This window comes from Brevibacillus sp. (genome assembly GCF_003521185.1).
Lineage (GTDB): Bacteria > Bacillota > Bacilli > Brevibacillales > Brevibacillaceae > Brevibacillus > Brevibacillus parabrevis.
On the sequence record NZ_DOTK01000045.1, the window covers coordinates 147,887 to 162,671 of the forward strand.

General features: G+C 52.7%; 10 protein-coding genes. 3 read left to right on the forward strand and 7 right to left on the reverse strand.

Annotation, left to right across the window (positions count from 1 at the left end):
* Window positions 1–50 precede the first annotated feature (50 nt).
* From DEP07_RS14025 to DEP07_RS14035, 3 genes are read right to left on the reverse strand one after another with little or no spacing between them, the layout of a single operon-like run.
* Window positions 51–1,166: a Ger(x)C family spore germination protein gene (locus DEP07_RS14025; protein ID WP_274874355.1), complete on the reverse strand. Its 1,116-nt coding sequence runs from the start codon at window positions 1,164–1,166 to the stop codon at window positions 51–53.
* Window positions 1,163–2,263, reverse strand: coding sequence for a GerAB/ArcD/ProY family transporter (locus DEP07_RS14030; protein ID WP_122964418.1), 1,101 nt, complete (start codon window positions 2,261–2,263; stop codon window positions 1,163–1,165). Before DEP07_RS14030 ends, DEP07_RS14025 begins: the two co-directional genes overlap by 4 nt.
* Window positions 2,260–3,807: a spore germination protein gene (locus tag DEP07_RS14035; protein ID WP_122964417.1), complete on the reverse strand. Its 1,548-nt coding sequence runs from the start codon at window positions 3,805–3,807 to the stop codon at window positions 2,260–2,262. Before DEP07_RS14035 ends, DEP07_RS14030 begins: the two co-directional genes overlap by 4 nt.
* Before the next feature lie 160 nt (window positions 3,808–3,967).
* Here DEP07_RS14035 and DEP07_RS14040 point away from each other — a divergent pair, with 160 nt between their 5' ends.
* The 3 genes from DEP07_RS14040 to DEP07_RS14050 are packed head-to-tail and all read left to right on the forward strand — an operon-like array spanning window position 3,968 to window position 7,720.
* Window positions 3,968–5,056 carry an endospore germination permease gene (locus tag DEP07_RS14040; protein ID WP_122964416.1) on the forward strand — a complete coding sequence of 363 codons (1,089 nt, stop codon included), beginning with the start codon at window positions 3,968–3,970 and terminating at the stop codon, window positions 5,054–5,056.
* Window positions 5,043–6,569, forward strand: coding sequence for a spore germination protein (locus tag DEP07_RS14045; RefSeq protein WP_287102626.1), 1,527 nt, complete (start codon window positions 5,043–5,045; stop codon window positions 6,567–6,569). Before DEP07_RS14040 ends, DEP07_RS14045 begins: the two co-directional genes overlap by 14 nt.
* Complete coding sequence (locus DEP07_RS14050) at window positions 6,566–7,720, forward strand: Ger(x)C family spore germination protein (RefSeq protein WP_229049748.1); 1,155 nt, start codon at window positions 6,566–6,568, stop codon at window positions 7,718–7,720. The genes DEP07_RS14045 and DEP07_RS14050 overlap by 4 nt, the downstream gene beginning before the upstream one ends.
* Before the next feature lie 116 nt (window positions 7,721–7,836).
* On the opposite strand, the gene DEP07_RS14055 is transcribed toward DEP07_RS14050, so the two are convergent.
* The 4 genes from DEP07_RS14055 to DEP07_RS14070 all read right to left on the reverse strand — a co-directional run bounded on the left by DEP07_RS14055 (window position 7,837) and on the right by DEP07_RS14070 (window position 14,729).
* Window positions 7,837–9,615, reverse strand: a complete 1,779-nt coding sequence (locus DEP07_RS14055) for an acyl-CoA dehydrogenase family protein (RefSeq protein WP_122964414.1) — start codon at window positions 9,613–9,615, stop codon at window positions 7,837–7,839.
* Window positions 9,616–9,648: 33 nt separating this feature from the next.
* Window positions 9,649–10,833: an acetyl-CoA C-acetyltransferase gene (locus DEP07_RS14060; protein ID WP_287102627.1), complete on the reverse strand. Its 1,185-nt coding sequence runs from the start codon at window positions 10,831–10,833 to the stop codon at window positions 9,649–9,651.
* A 19-nt stretch (window positions 10,834–10,852) separates the two neighbouring features.
* A complete protein-coding gene (locus tag DEP07_RS14065; RefSeq protein WP_287102628.1) occupies window positions 10,853–13,261 on the reverse strand; it encodes a 3-hydroxyacyl-CoA dehydrogenase/enoyl-CoA hydratase family protein in 2,409 nt (802 codons plus the stop codon).
* A 352-nt stretch (window positions 13,262–13,613) separates the two neighbouring features.
* Entirely contained in the window at window positions 13,614–14,729 is a 1,116-nt protein-coding gene (locus DEP07_RS14070; protein WP_122964411.1) for an S-layer homology domain-containing protein, read from the reverse strand.
* Window positions 14,730–14,785 lie beyond the last annotated feature (56 nt).

Genomic DNA, 14,785 nt, shown 5'->3' on the forward strand with positions numbered 1-14,785 from the left:
ACCCTGGAGCGAATGCTGCACCAGGGTGTTCTTGTTTCTTTTAACGTATTTTAGCGAATGACGCCGTTGCCCTTGATCGACAGCTCCGGCACGAACTTCACTTCCGCCTGGGCAAAAGCTTTGGGCCAATTATCTTGCACCTTTTTCCACTCCTGATACGCATGCGCTCGCGCGTACAACCCGAATCCGAATGGATCGACTTCATTTTGCTGGCACTTCACGACCAGTTTCCCAAATTCTTTGCGCAGCTCCGCATTAACCATCTGCTCCATGTCCTTATAATCCTTTTCCATGTCAAAAGGGAACAATCTCTCCGAAATACCGCCGCCGAACTTCATCTTTACTTCAAAATGAAACTTGCCGTCCCGAAAGGTCGTCTTCACTTTTTTGGATGCTTGCTTTGCGATGAGGCTGACTCTGTGCTTGATCATCTTTTTGCTGTCATTGGGCGCAGGGATCGGCACCGTAAAGGTCACTTCGCCCTCTTTTCCGTGCAGAAACAACTGGAGCAGCATCGTTTCCTGACTTTGCAGCAGCTCGACATACGTGCCCTCCTTGCTCAGCACCGCTGTTCCCAAAATCTTGATCGCTTTTTCTTTGCCCACAGCCGTGATGGTTGGATTAATCCCTTTTTCAAACATTTGCCGATGAAAATCTTGCGCCCTCGTCCGCACGGTCAAATTCCGCTGATTAGCGGTATCGATCAGCTTGGTCAGATGCAGGGACAGCCTCGGCTTGTCTGGCGGTTGAAAGTGAAACAAGTCACCTACCTCGCCGTCAAAATAGACCATCCGGGCGTTGACCGTAAAGCGCGCATCGCGGAAAATGACGTCGAGAATCTTGAACCAGTCAGGGTGCTCCAAAAGTCGCTTTCCCAGCACGATCGCCTGGATTTTCCCTGAAAGAGTAAGCCCCGTCACCATCTCGTCCAATCGTGCCCGCGCCTGTCGGAAAGACTCCGCTTTTACGCCAAATTCTTCGCTTTTTTTCTTCGCTTCTCGGCTGAAAACCGGACTGGACAAATAAAACAGCAGCTCATCCTTCTCATTCACGTCAACTCCGGCCATCAGCGTAATCGTCGCATCTTCCAAATCGATTCGATCCATGCAGCCCGACAAAAAGAAAAACAGCGCCGAGATCAACAGCAGCTTTCCGGCTTTGCTCATCCCTTTTGTCCCCCTTTTCCGCGCCGAAACAACTGGATCGCCAGCCACCAGATCACGGGGATGATGTATCCGCCAACCATTCCAGTCATGCTCCACACCTCGCTCCACTTTTTCAGATCGATGAACGTGGGCGTATACAGCCAGGCTCCCACGACGATCAGGATCATCAGAATGAACAAGTGCTTGCGATGATCGGCTGACCCGACCATTTGGCTCGTCGTGAACACCGTAAAATACATGTACGGCAGCGTGGTCGTCGACAAAAAGAACAAGTAGAACGCAAGAAAAATGATGTCGATTCGCTCCAGAAAGCGATACTCGATTACTTTCCACAAATTGAGTGTCGGCCACGTATATTGCGTGATTTCATCCGGACTAAAAAAGGAAAAGCTGAACACAGTAATATGCATAAAAATCAGCATGGACAATGTGTTTGCCACCACAATTCCCAGCGAGGCATACTGTTTTCGCTGCAAAAACGGGTACAGAAAAAACGCCAGCTCAAACCCGAGAAAGGACAAAATCGTCGATTTGGTTGCGGAGAAAACCGGCATCCACCCGTCTTTTAGCACAGGCAGCAAGTGAAGCCAATTGGAATACGGCAAGATGGAAAAGACAACGATCGGCATCCACAGCGTCAAGTAAAAAATCAACTCGGCATACCGTCCCAGCACCCGCAGCCCGCCCTGCACAACCATATAGGTAGGGATCACCGTCAATATCGCCAAAACGTATCCTGGCGTCTGGGACAAAATCCACACGTTCACAATCCCGATCCCGTTGGCGATTACCGTCATGGCGGCAAGGGCGCAATAACAGGCGACAAGCGCGGAAACGACCATTCCCAGCCATTTGCCAAAAAAGACGGGAATCAAATCGACGATCGTTTTGCCCGGATAGCGCTTCATGATGTTCACAATGAGGAGGCTTGCCACAGTAGCGCATACCCAGCCAATGAGAATGGAAATCCATCCGTCCGTTCCCGCTTCCTCGGCCAACTCTCGCGGCATGGACAAGACTCCGATCCCCACTTGTGTTCCATGAATAAAAAATACGTACTGGAGGACAGTCAGCTCGTTAAATGCGTATTTTTTCATTCGCCATCCCCCCGAGGACGGTTATCCCCCTGACGCTTGGACTGGACGACGCGGGCGCTGGCCGGACGATTTTTCATGCTCCACAACGGCAAGCGCAGAAACAAGTCCTTCCAGTCTGAAAATCGTACGGGTGCCAGCGGACTTCCGTAAGGCACGCCCAAAGATTCCAGCGAGATCAAATGACCGATCAGCCCCATCATCCCGATCACAATGCCAATAATCCCGAACATCGCAGCCAGTCCCATCATCAAAAACCGCAGCAGCCGCACTGCTGACGCCATGTCGTAGTTCGGGATGATAAAGGAAGAGATCGCGGTAAAAGCGACTACAATCACCATGATGTTGCTGACGATCCCGGCCTGTACAACCGCCTGTCCGATAACGATACCGCCGACGATGCCCACCGTCTGTCCGATCGGCGCAGGCAGCCTCACCCCGGCTTCCCGCAACATTTCCAGCGTCAGTTCCATGATCATCGCTTCCAGCAAGGGAGGAAACGGCACTCTCTCCCGCGACTCTCCCACTGACAAAATCAAGTCGAGCGGAATGACCTCGTAGTTAAAAGAGATCACCGCGATGTAGACGGCTGGCAAAAAGGTAGCCACCAGAAACGCCATAAAGCGCAACAGCCGGATAAAAGTGGCGACCAGCCAGCGGGTACTGTAGTCGTCCACATTTTGAAAAAACGAGGCAAAAGTCGCAGGGCCGATCAAAACGCTGGGAGAGCGATCGACGACAACGGCAACCTTTCCCTGCAAAATGTGCGAAGCAACCGAGTCCGGCCGTTCTGTCATCATGAATTGCGGAAAAGGCGAGTACGGGTTGTCCTCCACCAACTCCTCCAGCTCTCCCGTGTTCAAAATCGAATCGATCCGAATCAGCTTGATTCGATCCTCAAACTCTTGCAGCACCTCGGGATGAACCACATCTGCCAAAAACAGCAGCGACACTCTTGTCGGCGCCCTGTCCCCCACCCAATACTCCTTGATCTTCATCTCCCGATTGGGAAGATAGCGGCGGATCAAGGCGATGTTTTGCATCCCTGTCTCGACGAAGCCTTGATGCGCTCCCTTCAAGGACGCTTCAAGCTGAGGGTCCTCGATGGCGCGCTGCGGCCAGCCATGTGTCTCGACAGCGAGCGCTTCTTTGCGCCCCTCGATAAACAGCAAGCTGCTGCCATCGAGAATCTGCCTTTCGACCTCGTGAAAATCGTATATATTAAACACTTTTCCTACGGACAAAAGATCGTAGATGCTGGCAGGCCCTTCGCTTTGCTGGGAAAGAAGCGGCCGAAGCACATTGTTGTTCACCGAGCTTTTGTCTACCAAACCCGTCAAATAGACCAGCGCGACGCTTCCCTCGACAAACTTGCTCTCGAACGTACGGATTACTAGATCGGGCGTCAGGGTAAACATCGTGCGCAACTCTGTGATGTTATCGCTTAAACTGTCACTGATCTCACGCGCAGGCACCGGGACAGAAGAGTGACTGAATCTGTCTTTTGCCGATGCCCTTCTTCGTCTCAGCCATCCTCTCATCCCCATCTGTTTTGGTTCCCATCCTCTGCGTAGTTTGTTGTATTAGCGTTCGTGACTGATTCCAAAAATATGCATTCAACTTCTCACAAGCGAACGCGAAAATCGCATAAATCCAAACGACCTGCAAATACTGACAGGAGAACTGGAACAGTTTGGCGGGAGACTCATGAAAAATGGACTAGCCTTTACCCAAATCGTAGTGATGCTGATGCTGACAAATGGACTGATGAATCACGTTCTGGTCATCCCCATGATGTTGGACTCGGCCAAAAGAGATTCCTGGATATCCGTCCTGTTTGCAGGCGTCTTATACCTTATCTGGACGGCTCTGCTCTATTTCATTTACCGCAAAACAGGCAGCGAGCCGCTCCTGCAATGGATGAAGCAGCGCTATGGCCCGGCTGTCGCTTACTTTCTGGCCATCTTGATCTCGCTCTATTGCTTTGTCATCGCCACGACCACCTTGACGGATACGGTCACGTGGATCAATTTATCTTTTGCCCCGCAAACCCCGCTCTCTGTCCATGCAGGTCTGTTCGCCCTGCTTTGCCTGGGAAATGCTTTGCTCGGCATCCGGTCGATTGCCGTGACTTCGACCGTTTTATTGCCCTTTGTCGTAGTGCTCGGATTTTTCGTGATGGCGACCAATTTCCAAAACAAAGACTACAGTCTGCTGCTCCCGATCATGGAAGATGGCCTGGCGCCTGTAGCCAAAGGCATGGTGTACGCAGGGGCAGGCTTTACCGAGATGATCTTGTTTTTGCTAATCAAACATCACTTGCGAGCTCCAATGCCTTACTATCAAATTTTTTTGCTTGCTGTCATCTTCATCGGTTTGACCATCGGACCGACCATTGGCGCCATCGTGGAGTTCGGGCCGCTGGAGGCGACCAAGCTGCGCTATCCGGCTTACGAGGAATGGCGGCTGGCCAACATTGGCCTGTACATTGAGCATCTGGACTTTTTAAGCATCTACCAGTGGTTTAGCGGAGCGTTCACACGCGTCTCCCTATCCCTGCTCCTCATTGTCGATGTATTTTTAATTCCAAAAGGACGCTCGCGCTTCTGGTGGCTGCTCGGACTTTGTTTCCTCGCGACCGTGCTTTCGCTCTATCCGATCAGTACGATTGAATTTTACAGTTTACTGTCCAAGCTGATTCTGCCTGCCATGCTCGTCCTGGCTGTATCGCTTTCCCTTTTGCTAGCGCTCCTGACAGCCTTTGCCCCAAGGAGGAAGCCACATGAAAAATCGTAGGTTTGCCAAGGTGAAGCAGGTACTGGAACACTCTACTGCCACAGCGGACCATGTAGAGCTTTCCTCCCTTAGCATGCGGTCTTTTCATGAGCTGTTTACGGACTGCAATGACGTTTGCATCGAGGAACATACATTGATCCCTGGCCCCGAGCCCTGCTATGTCTCCTTCGTATACTCCGACTGCATTTGTGACCTGGACCGGATCAGCGAATATTTGATGCCGCAGCTGACCCGGCTGTTTTCCGACGAGGAGATCAGGAGCGCAGATGATTTGCGCGAGAAAAAGCTGTTTTTCATGAACGAGTTGACGTACCCGACCGATATTGACTGGATTTGCAGGCACGTCTTTAGCGGAAACCTGCTCATGGTGTTCGAGGAGTTTCAAATCGCTTTTTACGTCGAGACAGGCAATCCGCCCAAGCGCGATCCCGAAGAGTCCAATACCGATGTGTCCATCCGCGGACCTCGGGATGGGTTCACGGAGGAGATCAGTACGAATCTGGCTTTGATTCGCAAAAGAATGCGGACACACCAGTTGAAGTATCTCCCATACATCCTGGGCAGCCACACCCACACACGAGTCGGTCTCTTGTACCTGAAAGACCAGATCGCGCCGGAGCTGGAACGCGAGATATGCTCGCGCCTGGATAAGTTGGGCAGCAAGGGCATCATCAGCGGGTTGCAAGTAGAAGAGAATTTGTCCCACACCCCACTGACACTGCTCCCGGAGTACCAATACTCGGGAAGACCTGACTACGTGACCAACGCTTTGTTAAAAGGACGTTTTGCCATTTTAGTTGACGGTTCCCCGACCGCCTTGATCGGCCCTGTCAACTTTTCCATGCTGCTGAACGCCGCAGAAGATGCCAGCTCCTCTGTCTTCTCGATCGCCTTTGTCCGGTTTCTGCGGATTTTCTGCGTGCTGATCGCCCTGTTTTTGCCCGGCTTTTGGGTCGCCCTGATCACTTATCATCAGGAACAGCTGCCCTACACATTGATCGCCACCATCGTAAAATCTCGGCAAGGAGTGCCGTTGCCTGCTGCCCTCGAAGTGTTGCTCATGGTGCTGCTGTTTGAGCTGTTCAAGGAGGCTGGCCTGCGTCTGCCCATGGCGATCGGCCAAACGCTTTCGGTCGTCGGCGGATTGATCGTCGGACAAGCTGCGATTTCAGCCGGACTGACCTCTACAGGCAGCCTTGTAATTGTGGCGCTTTCTGTCATGGCAACGTTCACCCTGACGAACCAGCACATTGTCGGAACGATCACCTTGCTCCGGCTTGGCATCAGCGTAGTCTGCTCGCTTTTGGGGATGTTCGGTTTTATGATCTCGGCTCTGGCGACGCTTTTGTACTTTGCCAACATGCGTTCCTTTGGCTTGTATTACTTGTCTCCGCTCGCACCGACTTTCTGGCCCGATTTGTACAAAACCGTGTTTCGCACGCCATGGCGCAAAGCCGAACGAAGTCCCGAGTTCCTGCACGACCCTTCGGAAAAGGGGGAGGGCCAACGATGATGCCCCACCTTCGAGCGATTGCGATCACACTCGTTTTCCCTGTTTTGCTCTGCGGTTGCTGGAACGCGCGGGAAATTGAAAATTTGCTTTACGTCAACGCCCTCGGCATCGATTACGTTAACGATGAGTTTGTCGTGTACGCGCAAATCTTGAGCTTTTCCAGCATCGCCAAAACAGAAGCTGGCGGCGCGCGCTCCACCAGTGGATCGGCTGTGGCCAAAGGAACTGGCAAAACGTTCGTAAACGCGCTGTTCAACATTTATCCCACCAGCCAAAAGCAAATGACCTGGAGCCATATCCGCTCCATCGTCTTTAGTGAAAGCGCCTTGGAAAAGAAACATATGGAGGAGATTTTGGACGAGCTGGACCGTTTTTACGAGTTTCGCTACACGCTCTGGACGTTTGCCACCAAAGACCCGATTATCGACATTTTCAATGCAAAGCAGGTGTTCGATTTGCCTGTGATTTACTCGCAACTGGCGAATCCATCCGATCTGTATGAGCAAAACTCTGTGCTGCGTCCGATGAAGCTGTTTCAATTCATCGCGAGAAGAGATGAACCGAACCTCGTTGTCTACGTCCCGATTCTTTCGATCAACCGAAACAGCTGGAGCGAAGACAAGAAAGCGTTGCCCAAATTAAAGATGATCGGCGCATGCCTGCTGCAAAACTTGGAGTCCCGAGGCTGCTGGCCGCGCTCAGACTTGCTGGGGCTGCGCTGGCTCGATGAACACACCGTCCGGACACTGCTAGGGATCAGCAAAGGAGGGCAACTGCTGGCGATGACCATCCTCGAAAAGCCCAAAGTGAAAATCGAGCCACGATTGCAAAACGGCACCGTAACCTTCGCCATCGACATTCACGCCACTGGCTATATCACGCAGGTAGTGACAGTCGGGCCGATCAATGAAATCGAAAAGGAAGCAGCGAAAAAAATCGAGGCGGAAGTACGGGCGCTTTTTGCAAAGGGCCGAAAACATAACATCGACACCTTGCAGCTGGGACACGCTCTCTATCGCAAATACCCGCAAGAGTGGAAACGATTGCAGAAAAACAACGCGCTCCCGCTTTCGCAAGAATCGCTGTCTGCCGTCAACGTTCAGGTGAAGCTAAACAACGGGGGCATCTCGAAAGTGAAGCAAGCCAACTGAGGCAATCCGTCGACTGCAAGCAAACATCTCCCGTATCAGAAAAGTCGGCGGGACATTTTTCGCACACAAAAAAGAGCAGAGATATGTCCCTGCTCTTTTTTCGTGCCTGTTTTAGCTTATACGACGTAGCCGCCTGCTTCGATCACGCGATCAGCAATAGCCCGCTTCAATCCAACGGTGTTGATCGGTGTGCGGCGAGTCAATTTTTTCAAAATGGAGAGACGCAGGCGCAGTTCATCGCCTTCTTCCATCGCAGCGAGCGCTTCTTTGGCCCACGCCTCAACGCGGTCAAACGCTTCATGCACATACACTGCTGTCAGCGCGAGCTTGTGCTGCTCGGCTTCCAGTCCGTTTGCGGCAACCGCTTTTTCCGTACGCTTCACGATGCTGTCCATCGCGTACAGCTCGATCAGCATGTCGGCAGCAAAAGCGAGCAGCTCCTGTTCTTTGGAGATCGCTTGCTGGTATTTCATCAGCGCAGAGCCTGCGACCATCAAAATGATTTTGCGAGTCATGCCGAGCAGATGCTTTTCGACAGCAAGCGGCGCATCCTCGATTTCCTCCGGGTAGTAGCTCATCAGCTCGGCTTGCAAGCTCGTCGCTGCTTGCATGAGAGGCAGTTCGCCTTTCATCGCCTTTTTCACCAGCGTATCCGGGATGAGCAAGCGGTTGATTTCATTCGTCCCTTCAAAAATCCGGTTGATCCGCGAGTCGCGGTACATGTTCTCAATCTCGTATTCCGACATGAAGCCGTAGCCGCCGTGGATTTGCACGCCCTCGTCCACGCAGTAGTCCAGCACTTCCGTAGCAAACACTTTGTTGATCGAGCATTCGATGGCGTAATCGGCAATCGCCTTCGCTACTTCCGCGCCGTCATCCGCTTTCTCGCCCAGGCGGCTAAGCGCGGTGTCGAACAAGCCAACCGTCCGGTAGACGGAGCTTTCTGCGGCGTACGCTTTGGTAGCCATGTTCGCCAGCTTGTTTTTGATCAGCGTGAAGTTGGCGATAGGTGTTTTAAACTGCTTGCGTTCCTTCGCGTAGTTCGTCGCCAGCTCCAATGCTTTTTTCGCCGAGCCGACCGCCCCAACAGCCAGCTTGTACCGGCCTACGTTCAAAATGTTGAAGGCGATGACGTGGCCTCTGCCCGGCTCGCCCAACAGATTGGCTACTGGAACAGGCACATCCTGCAAAATGACCGTACGAGTCGAGGAGCATTTGATGCCCATTTTCTTCTCTTCCGGGCCAAACGATACGCCAGGGAAGTCCCGCTCCACGATGAAAGCCGTGAACTTCTCGCCGTCAATTTTTGCGTACACAATGAACACGTCTGCAAAGCCTGCGTTGGTGATCCACTGTTTTTCCCCGTTGAGAATGTAATGGGTGCCGTCTGCGGAAAGAGTCGCTGTCGTCTTGGCGCCAAGCGCATCAGAGCCGGAGCCTGGTTCGGTCAGGCAGTACGCTGCGATCCGTTTTCCATACGCCAGATCGGGCAAGTAGCGCTGCTTCTGATCCTCGTTCCCGAAGTACACAATCGGCAAGGAACCGATTCCCACATGGGCGCCGTAGCTCAGCGCGAAGCCGCGTGCGAGCGAAAATTTCTCGGTGACGAGCGCGGTGCTGACTTTATCCAGACCAAGCCCATCGTATTTCTCCGGCACATCGCCAGCCAAAAGTCCCAATTCCCCTGCTTCCTTCAGCAACCGCACGGAAATGTCGAAGCTGTGCTTTTCCAGTTCCTCCAGATGCGGGCGAACTTCATTGACGACAAAATCTTCCGTCGTTTTCGCGATCATTTTTTGCTCGTCGCTGTACTCCTCCGGCACGAATACATCGTCAGCCGAACCAGCATCAATCAAAAAGCTTCCACCGCGGATCAATTCTTTTGTATCTGCCATACTATCCCTCTCCTTTTATGAAAATAGACGTACCTACTCTCCGACCATTTCAAAAACGCCAGCGGCCCCCATTCCTCCGCCAATACACATCGTAACCACTCCGTATTTGCCGCCCCTGCGCTTCATTTCGTTCAGAAGCGACACGGTCAGCTTGGCTCCGCTGCAACCGAGCGGATGGCCCAGTGCGATAGCGCCGCCGTTGACATTGACCTTTTCCGGGTCGAGACCAAGCTCGCGAATCACCGCGATCGACTGGGACGCAAACGCTTCGTTCAGCTCGAACAAATCCACATCTTCCAAGCCGATTCCTGCCAGCCTCAAAGCTTTAGGGATAGCGACAACCGGACCGATTCCCATCACATCCGGGTCGACCCCGCCTACCGTAAAGGAACGGAATTTGGCAATCGGCTGGACACCCAGCTCGGCTGCCTTTTCGGCTGACATCACCAATACTGCTGCCGCTCCATCGCTTGTTTGCGACGAGTTTCCGGCTGTTACGCTGCCCTGGACGTGAAAGACAGGCTTCAGCTTGGCGAGCGCTTCCAGGGACGTATCTGCACGAGCGCCTTCATCCTTGTCAAAAATAGCTTCACGAACATGCACCTTGCCCACGTCATCGACGGAGTAATTTTTCACAGTCAGCGGAACGATTTCGTCCTGGAACTTGCCTGACGTGATCGCTGCCGTCGCTCGTTGATGGCTGCGGAGGGCAAATGCATCCTGCTCTTCTCTCGTCACGTTGTATCGTCTTGCTACTTCCTCTGCCGTGTGCCCCATGCTCATGTACGCTTCCGGCTTCGTTTCGACCAGCGCCGGATTCAGCGCGACCTTGTGGCCGAGCATCGGCACCAGACTCATGCTCTCCACCCCGCCTGCCACCAGGACGTCAGAGCTGCCGACCATAATTTGCTGCGCTGCATAGGCAATAGTCTGCAAGCCCGAGGAGCAAAAACGGTTGATCGTAATTCCCGCTACATTCGTCGGCAACCCGGCGCGCAATCCGATCAGTCGCGCCATATTCATGCCTTGCTCCGCCTCCGGTACGGCTGTTCCCATAATGACGTCCTCGATGTCCGCCGGGTCCAGCTGCGGGACGCGCCGCAACAAATCGGAAACGACCGCCGCTCCCATATCGACTGGATGCACGTCCCTGAGGCTTCCTTTTTTCGCTCGGCCGACCGCTGTGCGGGCTCCTGCGACGATAACTGCTTCTCTCATCGTTATCCCTCACCCTCCCCTAGTTGCGCAAAGGCTTGTTTTTCGTCAGCATATGCTGCATTCTTTGCTGGGTTTTCGGCGTCTTGATCAGGGCAAGGAACGCTTGCTTCTCCAGCTCCAAAATGTAGCTTTCTGTCACTTCCGTACCCGCCGGCACATTTCCGCCGGACATGACATAGGCGATTTTGCTTGCGATCAGCTCATCGTGCTCGGAAATGTAGCCGCTCTTTCTCATCGCGTAAATGTTTTGGCGCAAATTGGCGTAGCCCGTCTCCCCGATCACGCGGATTTTGCGCGGCGCAGGCGGCGTGTAGCCTTCTTGGTCCATCGCAAGCACAAGCTGTTTCGCATCGTACAAAAGGTGGTCCGCATTGACACTGATCCGGTCGGTCGGCCGCAAATAACCGAGATTGATTGCCTCCTGTCCGCTGGTCGACACTTTTGCCATCGCAATCGTTTCAAAAGCTCTTGCGACGAACGGGAACGGATCAACTGGCATGCTGCCTCCTTCCGGCACGTTTTCCATCGCCCTAAACAGCATTTCCTTCGTTCCCCCGCCGCCTGGCAACAGCCCGACACCGACCTCGACGAGTCCGAGGTACGTTTCTGCCGCTACTTGTACACGGTCAGCGAGATAGGTCACCTCGACGCCGCCACCGAGCGTCATGCCGAAAGGTGCTGCGACGACTGGACGGTGCATGTAGCGAATCGCGCGAGCGGCTTTGTGGAAGTTGCTGACGAGCATGTCTAGCTCCAGCCAGTTTTCATCCTGCGCCTCCATCAAGGCCATCGCGAGATTCATCCCGACGCAGAAGTTTTTGCCCTGATTGCCGATGACCAGACCCGCGAAGTTTTTTTGCACCTCTTCCGCAGCCTGGTTCGCCATTTGCAGCACATCCAGACCGAGCGCGTTATGGGGAGAGGTAAATTCCAGACACGCAACGCCGTCGCCAAGATCGATCAACGCCGCGCCTGCATTTTTCTTGATCAGCTTGCCTTGTTCTTTGAGGGCAGCGAGATTGATATTTTTCTTGTCTTCCTCTATCGCTTTATACTTGCCGCCGATCGAAAAGGCTTCGCGCCGTCCTTCCGCTTTCTGATAGAACGTCGTTTTTCCACTTGCCAAAAGCTCCTCGACCAGCGCCGGAATCTGTTCGTTCTCCGCGCGCATTTTGGCGACTGATTTTTCCACGCCGATCGCATCCCACGTCTCGAACGGACCAAGCTCCCAGCCGAAGCCCCATTTCATCGCCTGATCGACTGCGACGATGTCATCCGCGATTTCGTAAGCTTTTTCAGCGGAATACAGCAAGACTTTCTTGAAGACGCTCCAGACAAACTCGCTGCCCTTGTCCTTGCCGTATGCGAGCGCGCGCAGTTTTTCCGGCAACGTTTTTGCCGTCTTCGCAGCATCTAGGGAAGGGTACTTCGGCTTCACGCTCGGGCGATACTCCAAGGTGTTGATATCGAGCGCCAAAATTTCTTTTCCTTGCGCCGACTTGACCTGCTTGAAAAATCCTTGCCCGGCCTTTTGACCGATCCAGCGCTTCTCCACCATCTGCAAAACAAACTCCGGCACCGCAAAAACAGCCCGTTCCGCTTCATCCGTGCTCTTGTTGCGGACGTTCCCCGCCACGTGCACATAAGTGTCCAGACCGACGACATCCAGCGTGCGGAACGTGGCGCTTTTCGGCCTGCCGATGACCGGACCAGTCAGCGCATCGACTTCATCCACTCCCAGGCCGAGGCGCACCATCTCGTGGATCGAGACTTGCAGCCCGTATGTACCGATGCGATTGGCGATGAAGTTCGGCGTGTCCTTGCAGACAACCATGCCTTTTCCGAGCACATGCTCCCCGAATTGCTTCATGAACGAGACGATTTCCGGGTCGGTATCATGCCCCGGGATCAGCTCCAAAAGCTTCAGATAGCGCGGCGGGTTGAAAAAGTGCGTGCCGAGAAAATGCTTGCGAAAATCGTCCGAGCGCCCTTCTGCCATCTCGTTGATCGACACACCGGATGTATTCGAAGTGACGATCGTCCCTTGCTTGCGATGGGCTTCTACCTGGGCGAAGACGCTTTTCTTCACATCGAGATTTTCCACGACTACTTCGATGATCCAGTCGACTTCTGCGAGGAGTGGCAGATGATCCTCGAAGTTGCCTACCGTGATCAGTTCCATGTTCTTTTTATCGTAAAGCGGTGCCGGCTTTTCTTTCAAAAGCCTGTCTTTGCCCGCTTGTGCAATCCGGTTTTTGACGACAGAATCAGCCAGTGTCAGTCCCTTTTTGCTCTCGTCCGCCGTCAATTCCCGTGGCACGATGTCAAGCAAATAGGTAGGAATCCCGACGTTTGCCAGATGAGCTGCAATTCCCGCACCCATGACACCGGAACCGAGAACCGCCGCTTTGCGAATTTTGCGTTCCATCTCCAAATCCTCCTTTAGAAATCCTCTGTCGAGGCTACTCACGGTTGTTGCCATAATCCCATAATTTTCTGACTACTAGATCATTTTATTTACTTCTACCATTCTTAAAGATATTCCTGTATGCAAAAGCTCATGTCTTAGTTGAATGAATACTCATTCAGTAGATGGGCCAAAAAATACATCTCGCATATTGGCTAAAGTTCCCGCCTTGAGATGTCAGATCCGGCTGCCACTTACTGAGTCACCGTTCAGTTTTATTGTAATCGAAAATTCTGTCATTTGCAATCGTCACTTGTCGGTGCGGCATTTAAAAAAATCAGGGCATCCATCGCGAATGCCCTGATTGCTTTGTCTATTTTTCGCTGTAGATTACCGCAGTAATTTTGCGTCCAAATGCATTGGCGTCTGCCTGCTCCAGCTTGTATTCGATTTGAAAATCTCCTTTTACCGGATCGGGATAAAAACCGATCAGCCAGAGAATTTTCGGATCGTTGATGTCTACTTTGCTCGTGATCGTTACCGGGCCGTTGTACTTGGGAACTTGTGGGAGCGCGGCCATGCTTTTCAATGCGTCAGGACTAAATACGACGGACAAACGGGCCTGATCTTTTTTCTCCCAGGCCAAATTGGCTGAACGCAAATACAACTGAGCGATTTTTTGCTGCTGATTGATCGCGGCACGAAATTGGGCCAGCGTGTCTATGCGATAATAATCAAGCAAACGCTTCATGACTACAGCGTATTCTGCCCGCGTCATGACCTTGTCAGGCGAAAATGTCTTTTCCGTCAAAAACAGCTGAAACTCTCGAATAGCCAATGGGTAAGGCGAGTATGTATCGCGGTAATACCGATCCTGCTTCCACTCATAGAAGCTGTCGAAGTACGTAGCCGCGTCCTGTGGTTTTAGATTGGCTGTTCTGAATTTTTGCGGTGCAAGCACATGGAAGAGCAACAGGCTGGCCTCTTCTCTAGACAGCGACTGCTGCAAAGCTGCACTGGACAGCCACCATTTCGGATTTTCTTTCTGTTGCTTTTTGATCAACTGACCGCTTTCAGCGAGATACAAGTAATAGAGCATCCTGTCGCCAGGATCGTACGTCGACAGGGCATTTGTCTCGACTTGCCAAACCGTTTTCATATTGACCAGCAGCTGTTCTACTTCCCCCCGGAGCAGAAAGTTGTAGTCAAGATTTTCCTTCCGCTGCGGAAGATCGAGCGAACCGTATACTTTCTCAACAACGCGATTGAGCAGCGCCAAAGCTTCGCCGCGTGAAATCGGCTTGTTGGGATAAAACAAGTGTTTGCCGTTCGACTTGATAATCCCCAGGCTCGCCAGTTCATTAATTTGTTGCTCTGCCCAGTGTCCATCGATGTCGTCAAAACCAGCGGCGGCATTCGCTCCGTTCGTCCACACAGCCTGAACAAGCAGCCATGCCATCAAAAAACAGAGAGCAAAACGCTTCATCATGTTTGCAGTTACTCCTTTCTCCTTTGCCAGAGTCTTTATTCCCTTTTCCCTTGCGA